At 72.6% G+C, this 17,404-nt stretch carries 18 protein-coding genes, 2 pseudogenes and 1 riboswitch; of the genes and pseudogenes, 4 read left to right on the top strand and 16 right to left on the bottom strand.

Annotation, left to right across the window (positions count from 1 at the left end; all coding sequences use genetic code 11):
* Positions 1 to 680: 680 nt before the first annotated feature.
* Both ACIP64_RS23070 and ACIP64_RS23065 read right to left on the bottom strand, forming a co-directional pair.
* A complete protein-coding gene (locus ACIP64_RS23070) occupies positions 681 to 3,248 on the bottom strand; it encodes an ABC transporter permease (RefSeq protein WP_401589773.1) in 2,568 nt (855 codons plus the stop codon).
* A gap of 9 nt (positions 3,249 to 3,257) precedes the next feature.
* Complete coding sequence (locus ACIP64_RS23065) at positions 3,258 to 4,007, bottom strand: ABC transporter ATP-binding protein (protein ID WP_401589770.1); 750 nt, start codon at positions 4,005 to 4,007, stop codon at positions 3,258 to 3,260.
* 195 nt (positions 4,008 to 4,202) lie between these two features.
* On the opposite strand from ACIP64_RS23065, the gene ACIP64_RS23060 reads away from it, so the two are divergent.
* On the top strand, positions 4,203 to 4,430 hold the full coding sequence (locus tag ACIP64_RS23060; protein WP_319660692.1) for a toxin-antitoxin system HicB family antitoxin: 228 nt from the start codon (positions 4,203 to 4,205) through the stop codon (positions 4,428 to 4,430).
* Positions 4,427 to 4,798 (top strand): fic family toxin-antitoxin system, toxin component, encoded by a 372-nt coding sequence (locus ACIP64_RS23055; RefSeq protein WP_360913860.1) that lies wholly within the window; start codon positions 4,427 to 4,429, stop codon positions 4,796 to 4,798. Before ACIP64_RS23060 ends, ACIP64_RS23055 begins: the two co-directional genes overlap by 4 nt.
* 16 nt (positions 4,799 to 4,814) lie before the next feature.
* Here ACIP64_RS23055 and ACIP64_RS23050 read toward each other — a convergent pair whose 3' ends face one another.
* The 8 genes and pseudogenes from ACIP64_RS23050 to bioB all read right to left on the bottom strand — a co-directional run bounded on the left by ACIP64_RS23050 (position 4,815) and on the right by bioB (position 11,456).
* On the bottom strand, positions 4,815 to 5,411 hold the full coding sequence (locus ACIP64_RS23050) for a DUF4865 family protein (protein WP_401589766.1): 597 nt from the start codon (positions 5,409 to 5,411) through the stop codon (positions 4,815 to 4,817).
* Positions 5,412 to 5,424: 13 nt separating this feature from the next.
* Positions 5,425 to 5,985, bottom strand: a complete 561-nt coding sequence (locus tag ACIP64_RS23045; RefSeq protein WP_401590148.1) for a TetR/AcrR family transcriptional regulator — start codon at positions 5,983 to 5,985, stop codon at positions 5,425 to 5,427.
* A gap of 255 nt (positions 5,986 to 6,240) precedes the next feature.
* Positions 6,241 to 6,492, bottom strand: a pseudogene (locus ACIP64_RS23040) (class I SAM-dependent methyltransferase); the annotation flags it as partial.
* Positions 6,493 to 6,521: 29 nt separating this feature from the next.
* Positions 6,522 to 7,766 carry an RNA-guided endonuclease InsQ/TnpB family protein gene (locus ACIP64_RS23035; RefSeq protein ID WP_401589763.1) on the bottom strand — a complete coding sequence of 415 codons (1,245 nt, stop codon included), beginning with the start codon at positions 7,764 to 7,766 and terminating at the stop codon, positions 6,522 to 6,524.
* A 143-nt stretch (positions 7,767 to 7,909) separates the two neighbouring features.
* Positions 7,910 to 8,095: pseudogene (locus ACIP64_RS23030) on the bottom strand (SAM-dependent methyltransferase); the annotation flags it as partial.
* Between the two features lie 130 nt (positions 8,096 to 8,225).
* The gene (bioD, locus tag ACIP64_RS23025; RefSeq protein WP_401589760.1) at positions 8,226 to 8,951 is read right to left on the bottom strand and encodes a dethiobiotin synthase; all 726 of its coding nucleotides are present in this window, start codon (positions 8,949 to 8,951) and stop codon (positions 8,226 to 8,228) included.
* On the bottom strand, positions 8,948 to 10,249 hold the full coding sequence (locus ACIP64_RS23020) for an adenosylmethionine--8-amino-7-oxononanoate transaminase (protein WP_401589757.1): 1,302 nt from the start codon (positions 10,247 to 10,249) through the stop codon (positions 8,948 to 8,950). Before ACIP64_RS23020 ends, bioD begins: the two co-directional genes overlap by 4 nt.
* On the bottom strand, positions 10,242 to 11,456 hold the full coding sequence (gene bioB, locus ACIP64_RS23015; RefSeq protein WP_401589755.1) for a biotin synthase BioB: 1,215 nt from the start codon (positions 11,454 to 11,456) through the stop codon (positions 10,242 to 10,244). Before bioB ends, ACIP64_RS23020 begins: the two co-directional genes overlap by 8 nt.
* A 147-nt stretch (positions 11,457 to 11,603) precedes the next feature.
* Between bioB and ACIP64_RS23010 the strand changes: the two genes are divergently transcribed.
* The gene (locus tag ACIP64_RS23010; protein WP_401589752.1) at positions 11,604 to 12,752 is read left to right on the top strand and encodes an 8-amino-7-oxononanoate synthase; all 1,149 of its coding nucleotides are present in this window, start codon (positions 11,604 to 11,606) and stop codon (positions 12,750 to 12,752) included.
* Positions 12,753 to 12,754: 2 nt separating this feature from the next.
* Here ACIP64_RS23010 and ACIP64_RS23005 read toward each other — a convergent pair whose 3' ends face one another.
* Both ACIP64_RS23005 and ACIP64_RS23000 read right to left on the bottom strand, forming a co-directional pair.
* Entirely contained in the window at positions 12,755 to 13,006 is a 252-nt protein-coding gene (locus ACIP64_RS23005) for a DUF397 domain-containing protein (RefSeq protein ID WP_360913876.1), read from the bottom strand.
* Between the two features lie 14 nt (positions 13,007 to 13,020).
* Positions 13,021 to 13,875, bottom strand: coding sequence for a helix-turn-helix domain-containing protein (locus ACIP64_RS23000; RefSeq protein ID WP_401589749.1), 855 nt, complete (start codon positions 13,873 to 13,875; stop codon positions 13,021 to 13,023).
* 275 nt (positions 13,876 to 14,150) lie between these two features.
* Between ACIP64_RS23000 and ACIP64_RS22995 the strand changes: the two genes are divergently transcribed.
* On the top strand, positions 14,151 to 14,588 hold the full coding sequence (locus ACIP64_RS22995; RefSeq protein WP_401589746.1) for an ATP-binding protein: 438 nt from the start codon (positions 14,151 to 14,153) through the stop codon (positions 14,586 to 14,588).
* 24 nt (positions 14,589 to 14,612) lie between these two features.
* Here ACIP64_RS22995 and ACIP64_RS22990 read toward each other — a convergent pair whose 3' ends face one another.
* The 4 genes from ACIP64_RS22990 to ACIP64_RS22975 form a co-directional block, all read right to left on the bottom strand.
* A complete protein-coding gene (locus ACIP64_RS22990) occupies positions 14,613 to 15,254 on the bottom strand; it encodes a GNAT family N-acetyltransferase (RefSeq protein WP_401589743.1) in 642 nt (213 codons plus the stop codon).
* A gap of 103 nt (positions 15,255 to 15,357) precedes the next feature.
* Positions 15,358 to 15,831 carry a C40 family peptidase gene (locus tag ACIP64_RS22985; RefSeq protein WP_401589740.1) on the bottom strand — a complete coding sequence of 158 codons (474 nt, stop codon included), beginning with the start codon at positions 15,829 to 15,831 and terminating at the stop codon, positions 15,358 to 15,360.
* A gap of 4 nt (positions 15,832 to 15,835) precedes the next feature.
* Positions 15,836 to 16,006: riboswitch (cyclic di-AMP (ydaO/yuaA leader) on the bottom strand.
* 373 nt (positions 16,007 to 16,379) lie between these two features.
* On the bottom strand, positions 16,380 to 16,685 hold the full coding sequence (locus ACIP64_RS22980) for a hypothetical protein (protein WP_401589737.1): 306 nt from the start codon (positions 16,683 to 16,685) through the stop codon (positions 16,380 to 16,382).
* A gap of 6 nt (positions 16,686 to 16,691) precedes the next feature.
* Positions 16,692 to 17,333, bottom strand: a complete 642-nt coding sequence (locus ACIP64_RS22975) for an ATP-dependent Clp protease proteolytic subunit (protein WP_401589735.1) — start codon at positions 17,331 to 17,333, stop codon at positions 16,692 to 16,694.
* Positions 17,334 to 17,404 lie beyond the last annotated feature (71 nt).

Genomic DNA, 17,404 nt, shown 5'->3' with positions numbered 1-17,404 from the left:
GTTGCTGCGCATTTCCAGGGGCCAGCGCGCGTCGATGACCTCGGCGGTCTCCCTGCATGCCCCGCAGGCACTCACCCCTTCGGATATCCACGGGTACGGTGACGTGGTGAGGGCCTCGTGGGTCAGGCCGCAGAGCGTCGCGCCGATGCCGTTGACGGAGTACGCGTACGCCACATCGAACGCGTGTGCGACTCCGTTCGCTGGGAGCTCGGGGGACTCAGCCAGTTCCCACGATCTGTATCCGTACTGAGGCCGCGAGACCTCGCGCGGATCGAATCCGAATTCGGTCCAGGCATAGCACCAGGGGCAGAACCAGCGTTCCTTCACTGCCTTGTGCCAAGACATCCGCGGTTCGCGCACCGGCATTCGTCGCATCTCGTGGTCGCAGACATCACAGGTCACGCCGCATCATGCCTGACTGCTGGCGGAGGGAGTCACGGGCCGCTCTCATTGCGGGCGCCTTCACATGGATGGCCGAGCTCGAAGAACGAAGTTGACCTGCGGCGCGAGCGGAGAAGCCGGCCCGGGTTCGGGCTGTCCGTCCGGCCGAAGGACAGGCAGTGTCGAGCGAAGGTGCCGAGCCGGACCTGCTGGGTTGCGTGCGCCGCCGCGTGCCGGCCGGGACGTCGTGGCCGAGTTCCTCCACGGGCCAGCACGTGGACACCGCACGGCGCACGCCGTCACTCGTGCGCGATGGCCGCCAGCACGTTCATCCGCGAGGCGCGCAGCGCCGGGAGCAGGGCGGCCACCAGGCCGACGAGCACCGAGCCGGCCATGACCGCGCCGACGGTCGTCCAGGGGACCGTGAGCGCCCGGATGCCCTTCAGGGCCAGCACCTCGTGGGTCACCACTCCCCACACCAGGCCGAGCCCGAGGCCCAGGACCGCGCCGAACACGGCGATCACCACCGACTCCAGGCGGATCATGCGCCGGAGCTGGAGGCGGGACAGGCCGATGGCCCGCAGCAGCCCGATCTCGCGCGTGCGCTCGACCACGGACAGGGCGAGGGTGTTGACGACGCCGAGGACCGCGATGAGGATCGCCAGCCCCAGCAGCGCGTAGACGAGGGTGAGCAGCACGGAGATCTGGGTGCGGACGAGCTTCTTGTAGTCCGCCTGGTCGCGGACCTCGACCTGCGGATAGGGCGTCAGCGCCTTCTCCAGTTGGGCCCGGAGCGCCGGTTTCGACGTGCCGGGCGCGGCGTTGACGTACAGGGCGGCGTCCTGGCTGCGCGGCAGATGGCGCTCGGCGGTGGCGAGTCCCATGGTCAAGGTGGCGTCGTCGCCGAACACGGTGCCCTGGCTGGTGGTCAGCGCCCGCAGGGTGAACGTGGCCCTGCGCCCGTCGGCGAACCGCACCGGCAGCCTGCTGCCGATCCGCAGTCCGTGCCGGGCCGCGTACTCCTGGGAGAGCGAGACGCTGTCCGGGGCCAGTGCCCGGGCGGTGTCGCCGCGGGCGTAGTCGAGATGGAGCACGTCGTCGGCGCCCGGGCCGATGGCGGCGCCGGTGAGCCGGGCGGTGCGGCCGCCGGGCAGGGTGACGAGGAGCGGCACATAGCGCATCGGGACGACCTGGCCGGCGCCCGGCACCGCGCGCACCGCCTGGGTGACGGCGGGGGAGAAGGGCGCGAAGTGGTCGCCCTGGACGACGAAGTCGGCGCCGAGCGCCTTGTCGATCTCGCGGTCGAAGGAGGTGGCCATCGAGGTCCCCGCCATCGACATGCCGGTCACCAGCGCGAGCCCGATCATGAGCGCCGAGGCCGTCGCGCCGGTGCGCCGCGGATTGCGCAGCGCGTTGCGCTGGCTCATCCGCCCCACGGGCCCGAACAACCGCGGCAGCCCGCCGCCCACCACGCGGATGACGGGGCGCACGAGCAGCGGGCCCGCCACCACCGCGGCGATGAGCGAGAGCCCGATGCCCAGGCCGAGGAAGGACGCGGCGGCACCGATCGTCCGGGCGGCGGCCGCGCCCGCGAGTGCGGCCGCCGCCGGCAGGGCGAGGAGCCCGCCGGCGATCGCCCGCCCCCGCAGCGACCGGTCGCCGTCGGTGACCTCGACGTCGGCCAGCGCGGCCATGGGGGAGACCCGCGAGGCCCGGCGGGCCGGCAGATAGGCCGCGACGAGCGTCACCACCAGCCCGATCGCGTACGCCGCCGCGGGCACCAGGGGGCGCAGCACCATGTGCGAGGCGCCGGCGTTCATCCCGAACGCCCCCAGCAGCCGGATCAGCCCGGACGCCAGCCCGACCCCGCACAGCAGTCCGAGGGTGGACCCCGCCAGGCCGAGGAGCGCCGCCTCCACCAGTACCGAGCGCCGCACCTGCCGCCGGTCCGCGCCCAGCGCCCGCAGCAGCCCGAGTTCGCGCGTGCGCTGCGCGACGAGCATGGAGAAGGTGTTGACGATCAGGAAGACGCCGACGAGGACCGCGATCCCGGCGAAGCCCAGCATCACGTACTTGATCACGTCGAGGAACGTCGCCAGGGACTCGGCGGCCGACTTCGCCTGCTCGGCCTGCGTCGTGTATGTCCAGCCGGGGCCCAGAGCGGTGGCGATCCGCCGCTTCAGCGTCGCGTCGGACACGCCGGGCGCGGCGTCGGCGGCCACCGAGGTCGCGGTTCCGGGCCGGCCGATCAGACGGGTCTGCGCGGTGGGCGTGTCCACGAACAGCAGGGCCGCGCCCGGGTTGGTGGTGGTGAACGTGGCGATGCCGACGAGCCGTACGGGGAAGGCGCCCGGCTGCGCGAGCACGCGCAGGGTGTCCCCGATCCGCAGCCCGCGGTTGGCCGCGGTGTCGGCGTCGATCAGCGCCTCGCGGTCGCCGTGCGGCGCGTGGCCGCTGGTCAGCCGGACCGGACTGCGCGGATTGCCGGACCAGTTGGTGGCCAGGGTGGGCGCCCCGGTCGTCGGGCCGACGGGGCGGTTCCGTGCGTCGACGACGGTGATGTTCTGGACGGTGACGTCGATGCGCGCGTCGGCGACGCCCGGCACGGCCCTGACCTTGGGCAGCAGCGACGCGGGGAGGGTGGCCACCTGGCCCGACGCGTAGTTCTGGTTCTCGGCGAACGCCTCGGGCGGACCCACCGTCACATCGGCCGCGGTCGAGGCGAAGAGCCGGTCGAAGGTGCGGTTGACGGTGTCGGAGAAGATCATGCTGCCGGTGACGAACGCCACCGACAGCAGGACGGCGAGCGCGGACAGCAGCAGCCGGCCCTTGTGGGCCAGGAAGCTGCGGAGCGTCGCCCGGAGCACGGGAGGGTCCTAGCCCTGCTTCCGCAGCGCGTCGAAGCGCTTGAGCCGCTCCAGCACGCCGTCGGCCGAGGGCCGGGCCAGGTCGTCGACGATGCGCCCGTCGTTGAGGAAGAGCACCAGGTCGGAGTGGGCGGCCGCGGTGGGGTCGTGGGTCACCATCACCACGGTCTGGCCCAGCCGGTCCACGGCCTCCCGCAGGAAGCGCAGCACCTCCGCGCCCGACTGGGAGTCAAGGTTGCCGGTGGGCTCGTCGGCGAAGATCAGCTGCGGGCGGGAGGCGAGCGCGCGGGCGCACGCGACGCGCTGCTGCTGTCCGCCGGACAGCTGCGCCGGGCGGTGCCGGAGCCGGTCGCGCAGGCCCAGGGTGTCGATGACGCGGTCCAGCCACTCCTGGTCGGGCCTGCGGCCGGCGATGTCCATGGGCAGCGTGATGTTCTCCGCGGCGGTCAGCGTCGGCAGCAGGTTGAAGGCCTGGAAGACGAAGCCGACCTGGTCCCGGCGCAGACGCGTCAGCTGCCGTTCGCCCAGGCGCGTGATCTCGGTGCCGCCGATCCACACCTGCCCGGAGGTGACCGAGTCCAGTCCCGCCAGGCAGTGCATCAGCGTGGACTTTCCGGAGCCCGACGGCCCCATGACGGCGGTGAACCGGCCCCGCTGGATGTCCACGTCCACCGCGTCCAGTGCCACCACGCGGGTCTCGCCCGTTCCGTACGCCTTGGTCAGTGCCACGGCCCGGGCGGCCGGCCCGGCGCCCGTCACGGTGTCCTCTGTGCCGGTTGTCGGCGGTGTTGCCGGTGTCGACACGCTTGTCCCCCATCATGCCGATGTGCGTGCTGTCGTATGGGGCGAGAGTAGGTCGTCGCGGGCGCGTGTGCATCGTCCGGCGGTCGCGCTCCGGATCGTCCGTGTAAGGGGCACTTGTCACTGCTAGCACCTCGGCGCTAGCCTGTTGGTATGGCCAAGACCCAGTTGAACGTGCGGGTCGACGAGACCACCGCCGCGACCGCCCGGGAACGGGCCGCGCAGCGGGGGATCAGTGTGAACCGCTACATCGAGGAACTCGTCCAGCAGGACGCGGGCGAGAACGGGCGGACCTTCGTCGAGGCGGCCGCCGACTTCATGAAACAGTACGAGTCCGTCTTCGCCGAGGAGTTCGGCGCGGAGCACGAAGGCCGCCGTTGACCCTGCGGATCGATCTCGCCTGGCTGCTCATGGTCGCCGAGCACAACACACCCGGCGACCCCCAGGTCGCCGACTGGGGCGCGCTCGTCGCCGCGGTCAGCCGGCACGAGGCCGAGATATTCGGCGTGCCCGTGTACGGCGACCCCCATGAGTGCGCCGCGGCCCTCATGCAGTTGCTGGTGCACGTCCCCGCCCTGGAGCGGTCCAACGTCATGTTCGCCTCGGCCGTGGCGTACGCCTACCTGGTCGCGAGCGGGCTGAAGGTCGTCACCTCGCCGGAGCGGGTGCGGGAACTGGCCCGGCTGGTCAAGAGCGGCACGGCCGATGTGCTGGAGATCGCCGAGGTACTGCGCGGCTGGAGCGCCTGAACGGCGGCGGCGCGCGTCAGTCCCGCGGCCACCGGCTGCCGACGGGCAGGTCCCGCCAGTGCGGCGCAGACAGGTGCAGGAGCGCGTAGCGGTCCGGGTCGTCGCCCGCCACCGCGTCGTCCCACAGGGTGAGCTGGACGATCTCCCAGTGCCGGGGGTCGACCGCGAGCAGCGCCGCGTGGACACCGGGGGCGGCGCAGCGCTCCTCCCAGCGCCGCAGCGCGCGGGCCACCGGTTCGCGCGGGTCGGCGCCCTCGGGCAGGCGCTCGCGCAGGCGGCTCGCCGCCCAGGGCGCGGAGCCGTGCGCCGGGCCGGGCCGGAACGCGGCGCCGGTCCAGTGGTGCACGCCGGGGCGGCCGAAGTCGCCGACGATGCCCCCGAAGCCGCCGCCGCCCCACAGGAAGCGGTTCATCCCGGCGGTGTCGCCCCACAGGTAGAAGGGCGCGTACTGGTTGACCGGCGAGCCGTCGGTGCCGCGCTCCCGCACCAGGTAGGCCTTGAAGCCCAGGCCCTCGTACGCGTCGGTGAGACGGCCGCGACCGGCCACGCGGTCCCGGATGATGCCCATGTCGTAGTCGGCGGGCAGGGTGATCTCGTACTGCATCGCGTACACGGCGCGGGGCTCCCTAGGAGTGGTGGGACAGCAGCGCCAGCACTCCGCTGACGGCCTGGTCGAAGGGCGCCGCCGAGCCGGCCGCGCGGGCGAGCACGTAGCCGCCCTGGAGGACGGCGACCACGGTCGCGGCGATGTCGTCGGCGTCGAGCCCGGGGGCGAGTTCGCCGTGCGCCTGGCCGTCGGCGAGGACGTCGGCGATCCGGCCGCGCAGCCACTCGAAGGTCTCGTCCACCGGGGCGCGCAGCCGCGGGCTGGAGACGATCTCCGGGTCCTGGGTGAGCCCTCCCACGGGGCAGCCGCGCAGCACCTCGCGTTCGCGCCGCAGGTAGCGGGTGATCCGCTCGACGGCCGTGCCGGGCCCGCCCAGTTGCTCCTCGGCCAGCGCCCGCATCTCCGCGGCGGTGCGCCGCACGGCGGCGAGCGCGAGGTCGGGCTTTCCGGAGAAGTGGTGGTACATGCTGCCCTGGCCGACACCCGAGCGCTGCTGGATGGCCTTGGGACTGGTGCCGACGTAGCCGCGTTCCCACAGCAGTTCGCGGGTGCTCTCGATCAACCGGTCCGGGGTGTCCACGCGGATGACTGTACATACCAGTAGGTACAGCGGGCAAGATCGGCCCGGACGGCGTGCCGTGGCCAGGACGTGCGGCGAGCTCGGCACCGGCAGCCCGCGCTCCGGAATGCGCAAACGGCGCAGCTCCAGCAGTTCGAAGCCGCTCGCCCGCACGGCCGCGGGAGTGTCGCGCCCCGTCCGGCAGCCCCCGAACAGCAGCGGCCAGAACGTGTGGTCCGCCGCCCACTGCGCCGCCGCCGCCCCGCGGCCCGTCGCGCGGCAGTGCTCCAGCAGCCGCAGTTCACCGCCCGGCCGCAGGACGCGCAGCAACTCGCCGAGCGCCCGCGCATGGTCCCGCACGGAGCACATCACCAGCGAGGAGACCGCCGCGTCAAAACCCTCGGTCTTGACCGGCAGGGCCTCCGCGACACCCGGCACCACATCCACCGGCACCTGCGCCCGCCGTGCCTCATCGGCGGCGAGCCGGCGAAGATGCCGTTCGGGTTCGATGGCCACGACCTCCGCGACCGTGCGCGGATATTGACATCCTCCCCGTCCTAAGGGACGGGGATTCCTGGCTCACGTGGGCTGGGGACCAGCGGTCCGTCAGCTCTTACACGATCGGCACCAGCCGGGTTGAGACCAGCCCGGACCAGCATCACGCGGGCGGAGTTCTTGTCCCTGGGGGACACGGTTCCGCACGGGGTGCAGGTGTAGGTACGTTCTGAAAGAGGAAGTGCGTGCTTGGTTCTCGCTCCGCACGATGCGCAGTCCATGGTGGTGTGCGCGGGATGTACGAGTCGGACGTCCCGCCCGTGCTTGCGGCCCATCTCGATCAGCGCCGCCTTCGTGGCCCCGATCGCCGCGTCCGCCGCCTTACGGGCCATGCTGGACTTCGCCAAGAACTTCGGCCGGAAGTCCTCGACCGCAATCGCGTCATGGTCACGGACGACCTGCTTGGCCCACTTACGACCCGTGTCCTGCCGTTGGCGCGCGATCTTCTTCGACACCTTTGCCGCGGCCCGGCGAGCCCTGCGGTAACCGCCGCTGTCGGGCTCGCCCTTCGGGGTGCGGCGCCGGGCCATCATCTTCTGATAGCGGGCGAGCTTCGCCGCGGCACTCTTGCCGTGCTGGGCGTGGGGCAGGTCGTGGAGATCGCTGGTCGTGGTCGCGGTCTCGCGCACCCCCCAGTCGATACCGATCACCGCTCCCGTGGCGGGCAGCGGCTGCACCTGGACGGCGACTACGAAACTGGCGTACCAGTGGCCGAGGCTGTCCTGGTGGACGCGGACCGACGTCGGGGCGGCGGGCAGGTCGCGGGACCACACCACCGTCAGCACGATGCCGCCCGCAAGGTGCAGGCGCCTGTCCTTGAGCCGGAATCCGCGGGTGGTGTAGTTCAGCGTCGGGTCGGCCTGGCGCTTGCGCTTGATGCGGGGCATCCCGGCTCGCTGTCGCATCGGAAGCCGCGCCGTGATGTCCTTCAACGCCTTGGCGCGGGACTTGGCGAAGTCCCGGATCGTCTGCTGCTGCGCAACGGAACTGCCGTTCCGCAGCCACGCCGTCGACCCTCTCGCCTCGGTCAGCATTTTGTCGAGCTGCGCCGGGCCGCACGTGATCTTCTGCTCGGAGGTCCGGTTCAGGGCGTGGACCTTGCGGGACACGGCCACGCACTCGTTCCACACCCACCGGCACCGCGCCCACTCCGCCTCCAGACCGGCACGCGCCGTGGACGACACGCGCAGCCGGAAGGTGTATCGGGCATGTCCGAACCCCCGCCCGGCTACCTCCGCAGTCGTCATGCCACGGAACGTAACAGTCCCCACTGACAACGAAAGAGAGTGCAGGTCAGGACAGATGCGCCAACAACTCCGCCGCTTCGCGGCTCCGACCCATGCACCCCTTCCCCCTGGCCTGAAGGCCGGGGCCTCCTGGGAGAAGACAGGTGACGGAAGTTCAGCCCCGGGCCGGCACCGATCTCGATCACCCGGCCGGACAGCCCGGCCAGCAGTTCCCCCCGCAGCTCCGCCAGGCCCATACGGGTCTCGGCGCCCCGGGCGCAGCGGGCGTAGAAGCGGGCGAACAGCGGGTGGTGGACGGGCTCGTGCATCGCGCCGGAACGGATGGGCATGGCAGGTCCCCTTTGCCTCGTCGTGCCCCCCTCTTCCGGATTGTGCCGCCGGAGCGGGGCCGCCATGCCTCCTCGCGCGCGGTTCCTTCCGAGGGGCGGGAGCGCGCCCCGCCCCGGAACCGACGTGCCGTCAGATGATGGAGCTCCAGACGGCGGTGAACGCGTCCACGTCCCACAGACCGCCGATGCGGGGGGCGATCCAGCCCGGCGCGGCCTGCTGGAACGCCTCCGGCGTGAGCTCGGCGGCCCCCGCGGGGACGGCGCCGACCAGCGGGGCGCCGGTGCAGACCGGGAGGTCGGCGAGGTTGCTGCGCGCCGCCAGGTCCGGGTCGCCGGGCCAGCTGCCGATCACGAAGCCGGCGCACGCCAGCGCGCGGGCCCGCAGCGCCTCCGCGGTGAGGGCGGCCGTGTTGAGCGTGCCCAGCCCGGCCGGGGCGACGACGAGGACCGGTGCGCCCAGCATCTTCGCCGCGTCCGCCAGCGTGGAGCCCTCCTCGTCGAACCGCACCAGGAGCCCGCCCGCGCCCTCGACCAGCACGATGTCGTGGACGGCCGCCAGCTTCGCGGCCGCCTCGGCGATCTCACCGGGTCCCACGGACGGCTGGCCGGCCCGCCGGGCCGCCGTGGCCGGGGCCAGGGGGTCCGGGTAGCGGGCGAGTTCGACTCCGGTGAGCTCGTACCCCGCCAGCCGCGTCACCTCGGCGGCGTCCCCCGGCTCGTCGGGACCGAGGCCGGTCTGCGCGGGCTTGAGGTAGGCGACGCTGGCGCCCACCGCGAGCGAGGTCGCCGCGATGGCCGCCGAGACCACCGTCTTGCCGATCTCCGTGCCCGTACCGGTCACGAACAACACCGTCATGCCGCCTCCGCCGCCGCGCACACCGCCGCGCAGATGCGCGCGACGTCCTCGTTCCCCGTCACGTACGGGGGCATCGTGTAGATCAAGTCCCGGAACGGGCGCAACCATACCCCCCCGCGGACGGCGGCCCGCGTGACGGTCGCCATGGCAGCCGCATCGAGGGCCTTGTCGAGCTGGACGACCCCGATCGCGCCCAGCACCCGTACGTCCCGCACCCCGGGGAGCGCGGCCGCGGGCGCGAGCCCGTCCCGCAGTCCGGCCTCGATGCGCTTGATCTCCTGCGCCCAGTCCTGCCCGAGCAGCAGGTCGATGGAGGCGCAGGCGACGGCCGCCGCCAGCGGGTTGCCCATGAAGGTGGGGCCGTGGGCGAGGACGGGGACCTCGCCCCGGGAGATCCCGTCGGCGACGCGCGCGGTGCACAGCGTCGCGGCCATCGTGAGGTACCCGCCCGTCAGGGCCTTGCCGACGCACATGACGTCGGGGGAGACGCCCGCCTGCTCGGCGGCGAAGAGCGTGCCCGTCCGCCCGAATCCGGTGGCGATCTCGTCGAACACCAGCAGCACGTCGTGCTCGTCGCACGCCTCGCGCAGCACCCGCAGATACGCGGGGGAGTGGAAGGTCATACCGCCCGCGCCCTGCACCACGGGCTCCACGACGACCGCGGCGAGCTCGTGCGCGTGCCGGGCGACGGTCTCCCGCAGGTGGTCGGCGTACGCCTCCTCGTACGCGGCCGGCGGGGCGTCGGCGAAGACCTGGCGGGGCAGCACCCCCGACCACAGCCCGTGCATGCCGCCCTCGGGGTCGCACACGGACATCGGCTGCCAGGTGTCGCCGTGGTAGCCGCCGCGCCAGGTCATCAGGCGCTGCTTGGCGGGCCGCCCGAGGGAGCGCCAGTACTGGAGGCACATCTTGACGGCGACCTCGACCGACACCGAGCCGGAGTCGGCGAGGAAGACATGCCGCAACGGTTCGGGGGTGATCTCCACCAGACGGGCGGCGAGCCGGACGGCGGGCTCGTGCGTGAGCCCGCCGAACATGACGTGGCTCATGCGGTCCAGCTGGCCGCGGGCCGCCTCGTTGAGCACCGGGTGGTTGTACCCGTGGATCGCCGACCACCAGGAGGACATGCCGTCGACGAGCTCGGTCACGCCCTCGACCGGTTCGGCCAGCCGCAGCCGGACCCCGGCCGCGGAGGCGACGACGAGCGGTTCCTGGCGGCCCGGCATCGGCCCGTACGGATGCCAGACGTGCTCCCGGTCCAGGGCCAGGAGCTCGCCGGCGGTGAGCGGTTCAGGCATTGGGCGGCAGGTCCGTTCCGGTGCCGCGGCGGCGGACCGCCACCAGGTCGGTGCGCGCGGCACCCGCCGGTACCGGGGCGCTTTCCGCGCGGCCGCCGCAGGGCCCGCAACCGCCGCCGTCCGAGGCGCCGTGCGAGCCGCAGCCGCCCTGCGCGGAGCCGTGCGAGCCGCAGCCGGCGGCCGCCACCGCGCCCGCGGCATCGGCGCGGTGACCGGGGAGGGTGACCGTACCGGCGCCCTCCACCTCGAAGCCGGCGTCCGCGATCATGTCGAGATCGGCCTGGCCGGCCTGGCCCTCACTGGTGAGGTAGTCGCCCAGGAAGATCGAGTTGGCCAGGTGCAGCGCCAGCGGCTGCATGGTGCGCAGGTGCACCTCGCGGCCTCCGGCGATGCGGACCTCCACGTCGGGGCAGACGAAGCGCACCATCGCGAGGATGCGCAGGCAGCGCTGCGGGGTGAGGTTCCACTCCTTGGCCAGCGGCGTGCCCTCGAAGGGGATGAGGAAGTTGACGGGCACCGAGTCCGGGTCCAGTTCCCGCAGTGCGAACACGACGTCGACCAGGTCCTCGTCGCTCTCGCCCATGCCCGCGATCAGGCCGGAGCAGGCGGACAGCCCCGCCGCCTGGGCCTGTTGCACGGTGTCGACGCGGTCGGCGTAGGTGTGCGTGGTGGTGATGTCGCCGTAGACCGACTCGGAGGTGTTCAGGTTGTGGTTGTACGCGTCGGCGCCCGCGCCGCGCAGCCGGCCGGCCTGCCCCTCGGAGAGCAGGCCGAGGCAGGCGCAGACCTCCACGCCCTCGTTCTCACCCTTGATGGCTTCGATGGTCTTCGAGACCCGGTCCACGTCGCGGTCGGTCGGCCCGCGTCCGCTGGCCACCAGGCACACCCGCTTGGCGCCGCCGGCGACCCCCGCCGCCGCGGCGGCCGCCGCCTCCTCGGGCTTCAGCCAGGTGTACTTGAGCACACCGGCCTCGGAGCCCAGCCGCTGCGAGCAGTACGAGCAGTCCTCGGGGCAGAGCCCCGACTTGAGATTCACCAGGTAGTTCAGCTTCACGCGCCGGCCGAACCAGGCGCGGCGCACCTTGCCGGCCGCGGCCACCACGTCGAGCAGTTCGTCGTCCGAGCCGGCCAGCACGGCGAGAGCCTCCTCGCGCGTGGGCAGCTCGCGGCGCAGCCCCTTCTCCACCAACCCATTGAGCAGATCCATGCCGCGATCCTGGCGCACGCGGCGACCATCGGCCAATGAGGCACCCCACAAGACCACTCGCGCAGGGTGTGTGGATCACCACACCGTGCAAACCGGCAGGGCAGACTACGGTGCTGGAGACATCGCACACCGACCCCGGGGACGACCATGGCCCGCGACCCGTTCGACTGGATCGACGCGCACGCCGAACGGCGCGGCGCGGCGGGGCTGGTGCGCACCCTGCGGCCCCGGCCGGCCCGGTCGCCGCTGCTCGACCTCGCCTCCAACGACTACCTGGGCCTGGCCCGGCACCCGGAGGTCACCCGCGCGGGTGCCGACGCGTGCCTGCGCTGGGGCGCCGGGTCCACCGGCTCACGGCTGGTGACCGGCAGCACCGAGCTGCACGCCGAGCTGGAGGCCGAACTCGCTGCCTTCTGCGGCTTCGAGGCGGCCCTGGTGCTGGCCTCGGGCTACGCGGCCAACCTCGCCGCGGTGACCGCGCTGACCAGTGAGCCGGGCACCCTGATCGTGTCCGACGCGGGCAACCACGCCTCGCTCATCGACGGCTGCCGGCTCTCCCGGGCCACCACCGAGGTCGTCCCGCACGCCGATCCCGCCGCGGTGCGCAAGGCGCTGTCCGGCCATGACGGGCCCGCCGTGACCGTCACCGACTCCGTCTTCTCCGTCGACGGCGACGCGGCCCCGCTCGGCGAACTGGCCGCGGCCTGCGCGGAGGCGGGAGCGGCCCTGCTGGTCGACGACGCGCACGGGCTCGGCGTCCTCGGTGACGGCGGGCGTGGGGCGGCGGCCGCCGCCGGGCTTGCCGGTGCCCCCGGGCTGGTGTGCACGGCCACCTTGTCCAAGTCGCTGGGCAGCCAGGGCGGCGTGGTGCTGGGCCCGGCCCGGGTCATCGGGCATCTGGTCAACGCGGCGCGGACGTTCATCTTCGACACCGGTCTGGCGCCGGCGGCCACGGGTGCCGCCCTGGGGGCGCTGCGGCTGCTGCGCCGGGAGCCGGACCGCGCCGCGCGGGTGCGTGAGGTGGCCCGGGAACTGCACAAGAGGCTCGCCGCCGCGGGACTGGAGGCCACCGCGCCGGACGCGTGTGTGGTGTCGGTGCGGGCGCCCTCGCCGGAGGCGGCCGTCCAGTGGGCCGCGGACTGCCGGGAGGCGGGGCTCGCTGTGGGGTGCTTCCGGCCCCCGTCGGTGCCGGACGGGATCTCCCGTCTGCGGCTCACCGCGCGCGCCGACCTGACGGACCGGGAGATCGGCGACGCCGTCGGGACGATCGTCCGTACGGCGCCGCCACGCCGCTGAGCTCAGGGGCGCCCGGTCAGGGTTCCCGTGCGCACGGCGTCCAGGAACGCGTTCCACTCGGTGGGGGTGAAGAGCAGGGCCGGGCCGCGCACATCCTTGGAGTCGCGGACGGCGAGCTGTCCCGAGAGCGGCCCCGAGGGGACGAGGGCCGTCTCGACGCAGTTGTTCGCCGCCGTGCTGTAGCTGCTGCGTCGCCAATTCATTCCGAACAGGGACGCACTGGAGGAAACGTACTGAGGCAGTGCGCTGGACATGGGGGTGTGCCTCCTTACGCGCCTTTGCCGATGCCGCTGACGAAGGTCAGCGACTGTTCGCTCGACAGGGCGTGGGAGCGCAGCCGGTTGAAAGCGGCACCGTACGCCCTGATGTCCTCTTCCTGATCCAGATAGAGACTACTCGTCAACTGGTCGAGAACGACAACATCCAGATCAGCAATGCGCGGAAACGAGAAGATGACGAAAGGCCCCGTGACGCCGATATGACCACCGGCGGAGAAAGGCAGCACCTGCAGATGCACATGGGGCAGGGAACCGAGCTCCACAAGATGGCTCAATTGCGCCGCCATCACTTCCGGTCCCCCCACCCGGCGCCGCAGCACCGCCTCGTCGAGCACCGCCCACAGCTCCAGCGGCGGTGAGGCGCGCAGCACCGCCTGCCGCGCGATACGCACGTCGACCAGTGTCGCGATCTGCCGCGGGCCCAGGTGGGGCAGCACCGAACGGGTCAGCTCGCGGGCGTAGTCGGGGGTCTGCAGCAGTCCCGGCACCACGGTGGTCTCCAGCGTGCGGGCCCGGCAGGCGTCGGACTCCAGGGAGATGAAGTCGCGGTAGGCGTCCGGGAGTTCCTCGCGGTACTCGTGCCACCAGCCACGCCGGGCGCCCTCGCCCCCGGCCAGCGCCGCGAGCATGTCGCGCAGCCGCTGGTCGCGGACGCCGTACGCGTCCAGGAGCGCGGTCACGTCCTCCGGGCGCACGCCGCTGCGGCCGGTCTCGATGCGGCTCACCTTGGACTGATGCCAGCCCACCCGGAGGGCGACCTCGCCGCTCGTCAGGCCGGCCGTGTCCCTGAGACGGCGCAATTCGGAGCCGATCTTGCGGCGGCGGACCGCCGGCACCTGCTGCATGACTGTGTACCTCCTGGTTCCCGGCATGCCCCGCCGGTCCCCGGGCGAAGTCTGCCGCGCAAATACGTTCTCTCGTAGCAGAGTTCACCGCTTTGGGCGACAGATATATGCATATAGCTGTGGTGGCACCGGTTTGACGGCACGATAGGTGGCACTCTGGCGCGTGGAAGCCGGTGGACACCGTACGGAAAGTACGGCCCCCGGCGGCCCGGGCGTGCGGCCCGGACAGGCGCGTGCCGGAGTCCCGGTCACGGCGGGAAAGGGACAGCGTCGCCATGGCAGACCATCAGGAAGTATCCGTCACCCTGCCGAGCGACCCTGCCTCGGTACCCGCGGCCCGTCGATACGTGTGCGACCTGCTGGTGGAGTGGGGGATGGCGGACGACTCGTCGCATGCCGACGCCGTGCGGCTCATCGTCTCCGAACTCGCCACCAACGCCGTCCTGCACACCCTCGGCCAGTCGCCGACCTTCACCCTCGACATCCGGCTCGACCGCGACGAGCAGCTGCGGATCGGTGTCACCGACAGCCATCCTCGCTGGCCCCAGCGCCTGCCGGCCGCCGTCCAGCAGGACAACGGCCGCGGCATGGTGATCATCCGGCATCTCACCGCCGAGGCCGGGGGCCGGCTCCATGTCACCCCCACCGACGAGGGCGGCAAGACCGTCTGGATCACCCTGCCGTGGGTGGCGGCGCCCGCACCGGTGGAGTGAACGCGCGACGGGGCCGCCCGCCGCTCAGCCGTGGCCGGGTACGAGCAGCGCCTCCGCGCCGACGGGGGTGAAGCCGGCCGCCAGCAGCGCCCGTACGCTCGCCGCGTTGCCCGGCGCGATCTGGGCCCAGAGCGTCCCGCCGTCCGGGACCAGCCGGCGCGCCTCCAGGGCCAGCCGGCGGCCGAGACCGGTGCCGCGTGCCGCGGGCTCGACCTCGACGGCCATCTCCCAGCGGCCGGCCACCCCGCGCCCGATGAGGACGGTGCCGCCGGGCACCGTCCAGACCCGCACCTCGTCCCGGTGCGACAGCGCCCGCGCGGCACGGGGATGCTCGCGGGCGGCGGTCTCCCGCAGGGCGAGCGGGGGGCCGGGCGGCGGACCGGGGAGGGCGGTGGCCGTCGTCAGCAGGTCGATGTTGTTCACCCGGCGCCCCAGCAGCCCGCACAGGGCCGTCAGGAACGGCGGGTTGAGCGGCGCCGACAGGTCACCGGGCGGCAGCAGATCCCGGACCAGGGCGGGGTCGGCGTCGGCGAAGACCACGCTGTGCGCCGTGAAGGCGATGACGCCGGCGTCGCGTGCCGAGGGCTGGGGCACGATCGTCACCGATCCGTCGGCGGGCGGGAAGACGCCCCGGGCGGCGTCGGCGAGCAGGCGCGGCAACGTCATGGGCGCCACGCTACGGCCTGCCGTGACCTGCCCCCGGCTACCGCGGGGAGAGGCCCCGGTTCGCGGGGCCCGGGAGGGCGGGCCCGGGCCCCGCGGCGGGCGGTCACCTCACACGGCCGTACCAGACGCTGCGGGTCCAGATCTTCTCCAGGCGCACCCGGCCGCCCGGCTTGGGGGAGTGCCAGATTCTCCCGTGGCCCGCGTATATCCCGACGTGGTAGATGCTGCTCCCGTAGTGGAAGAACACCAGGTCCCCGCGGGTGCGGTCGGAACTGTGCAGGTGCCGTGTGCTGTTGTACTGCGCGGCGGCGGTGCGGGGCAGTTTCCTGCCCACCTTCTTGAACGAGTAGAGCGTCAGGCCCGAGCAGTCGAAGCTGCGCGGGCCGGTGGCACCGTACCGGTAGGGAGCGCCCTTCTTCGAGGCCGCGACCTTCAGAGCCTCCGCCCGGATCGTGGCGGCGTCGGCGTGCTGGGCCATGTCCGGCAGGACCGCCGGACCGGCGACGGCGGCCGCCGTGAGGGCGGAGACCGCCCCGAACCGGGAGAGAACCGCGGACATGGCTGATGGCGCGATCATGCGCAAACCCTTCGTCGTCCGCCTGCGAAGGATGACCTGTCGGGTTCGGGCAGGCGAAGATGCCCGGCCGCTGACGCGGCTTCACCCCAAGGAATCGGCCCGTGGGCCGGTCCCGTCGTACTCGGGTCCTCCGCTCCTGCCGTTGCGTTCTGTGTCGACCTGGCGTCCGCGACGGCGGCAGGACTCGGCGTCCGCGCGGACCGCCCCGCCGGATGACGGGGGCTTGTCGTCGAAGGGATGGTCACCCACAGAACCGGTCAGGACATAACTCATCCGGTCGAATGTGAGTCTCTTCACGACTCACCTATTCGGGTGGACTCCGGGCTCAGGAGCCTCACCTGACGACTCGAAACCAGTCGAACACCTGCGATGGAGCGGCAGATTCCGGATGTGTGCGGCCGAGGCGCGCAAGTCGGGACCGATCGCGTGTCGACGCGACGTACAACGATCGGGCGAGTCCATTCGGTGTGACTTCGTGTCGCGCCGGTGCCGGCGTCCGACGGGCCGCCGGAGAGGCCGATCTGATCGTCACTCAAGGTGATGGAGCATCAATCACGCTGCGCGGGAGGCAGGGTGACCAGCCGCGTTCTCCGCTCCCCGTCGAGCACGCGCAGGGCGCGCTCGATCGTCGTGGTGTGCAGCTCGTGCTCCCCCCGCAGATGCATCGTGGTCAGCGCGTCGCGCAGTTCCGTCGCACGCCCCGCCAGGGCCTGGGCGGCCCGCAGCGCGCCGTAGGTGTCCCTGACGCGGGCGGGATTGATCCTCCCCAGCAGATCCACGACCTCCAGGTAGGTGTCGATGAGCTCACCCTCGGCGCGGGTGAGCGCGGGCAGCGGCGGCAGTTCGGGCACCACGGCCGGTCACCGCACGGCGCGCGGGCCGGTCCCGCCGTCGCCCTTGCGGCTGACGGTGAGCCGGTCCACCAGTCCGTACGCGAGCGCGGACGGGGCGTCGAAGACGGTGTCGCGCTCGATGTCGGCCCGGATCCGCTCCGGGTCCCGGCCGGTGTGCCGTACCAGCAGTTCCTCCAACTGGTCGCGGCTGCGCAGCAGTTCCCTGGCCTGGATCTCGAGGTCGGCGGTGGTGCCCTGGACGACCTCCGTGAAGGAGGGCTGATGGATCAGTACACGTGAACGGGGAGTCGCCAGCCGCTTGCCCGGCGCCCCGGCCGCCAGCAGCACGGCCGCGGCCGAAGCGGCCTGGCCGACGCACACGGTCGAGACGTCGCAGCTGACGAACTGCATGGTGTCGTAGATCGCGGTCATCGCGGTGAGCGACCCGCCGGGGGAGTTGATGTAGAGCGAGATGTCCTGCTCCGGGGCGGCGGCCTCCAGGTGGATCAACTGCGCCATGACGTCGTTGGCGGACGTGTCGTCGATGGGTGTGCCGAGCAGCACGATCCGCTCCCGCAGCAGCTTGGAGTACGGATCCATGGAGTGCACCCCTTCGCTGGTGCGCTCGGTGAACTCGGGCAGGACGTAGCGGGCGGTCGGTCGAAGCACGGCGGCACCTCCGTGGGGGCGCAGGGCCCCCGTCCATGTAAAAAATGTACAGGACGTACATCCCGTTATGA

This window comes from Streptomyces sp. NPDC088733, from assembly GCF_044751185.1.
Lineage (GTDB): Bacteria > Actinomycetota > Actinomycetes > Streptomycetales > Streptomycetaceae > Actinacidiphila.
Note: the sequence above shows the minus strand (reverse complement) of the source record. Positions and strands in the feature narration are given on the sequence as shown.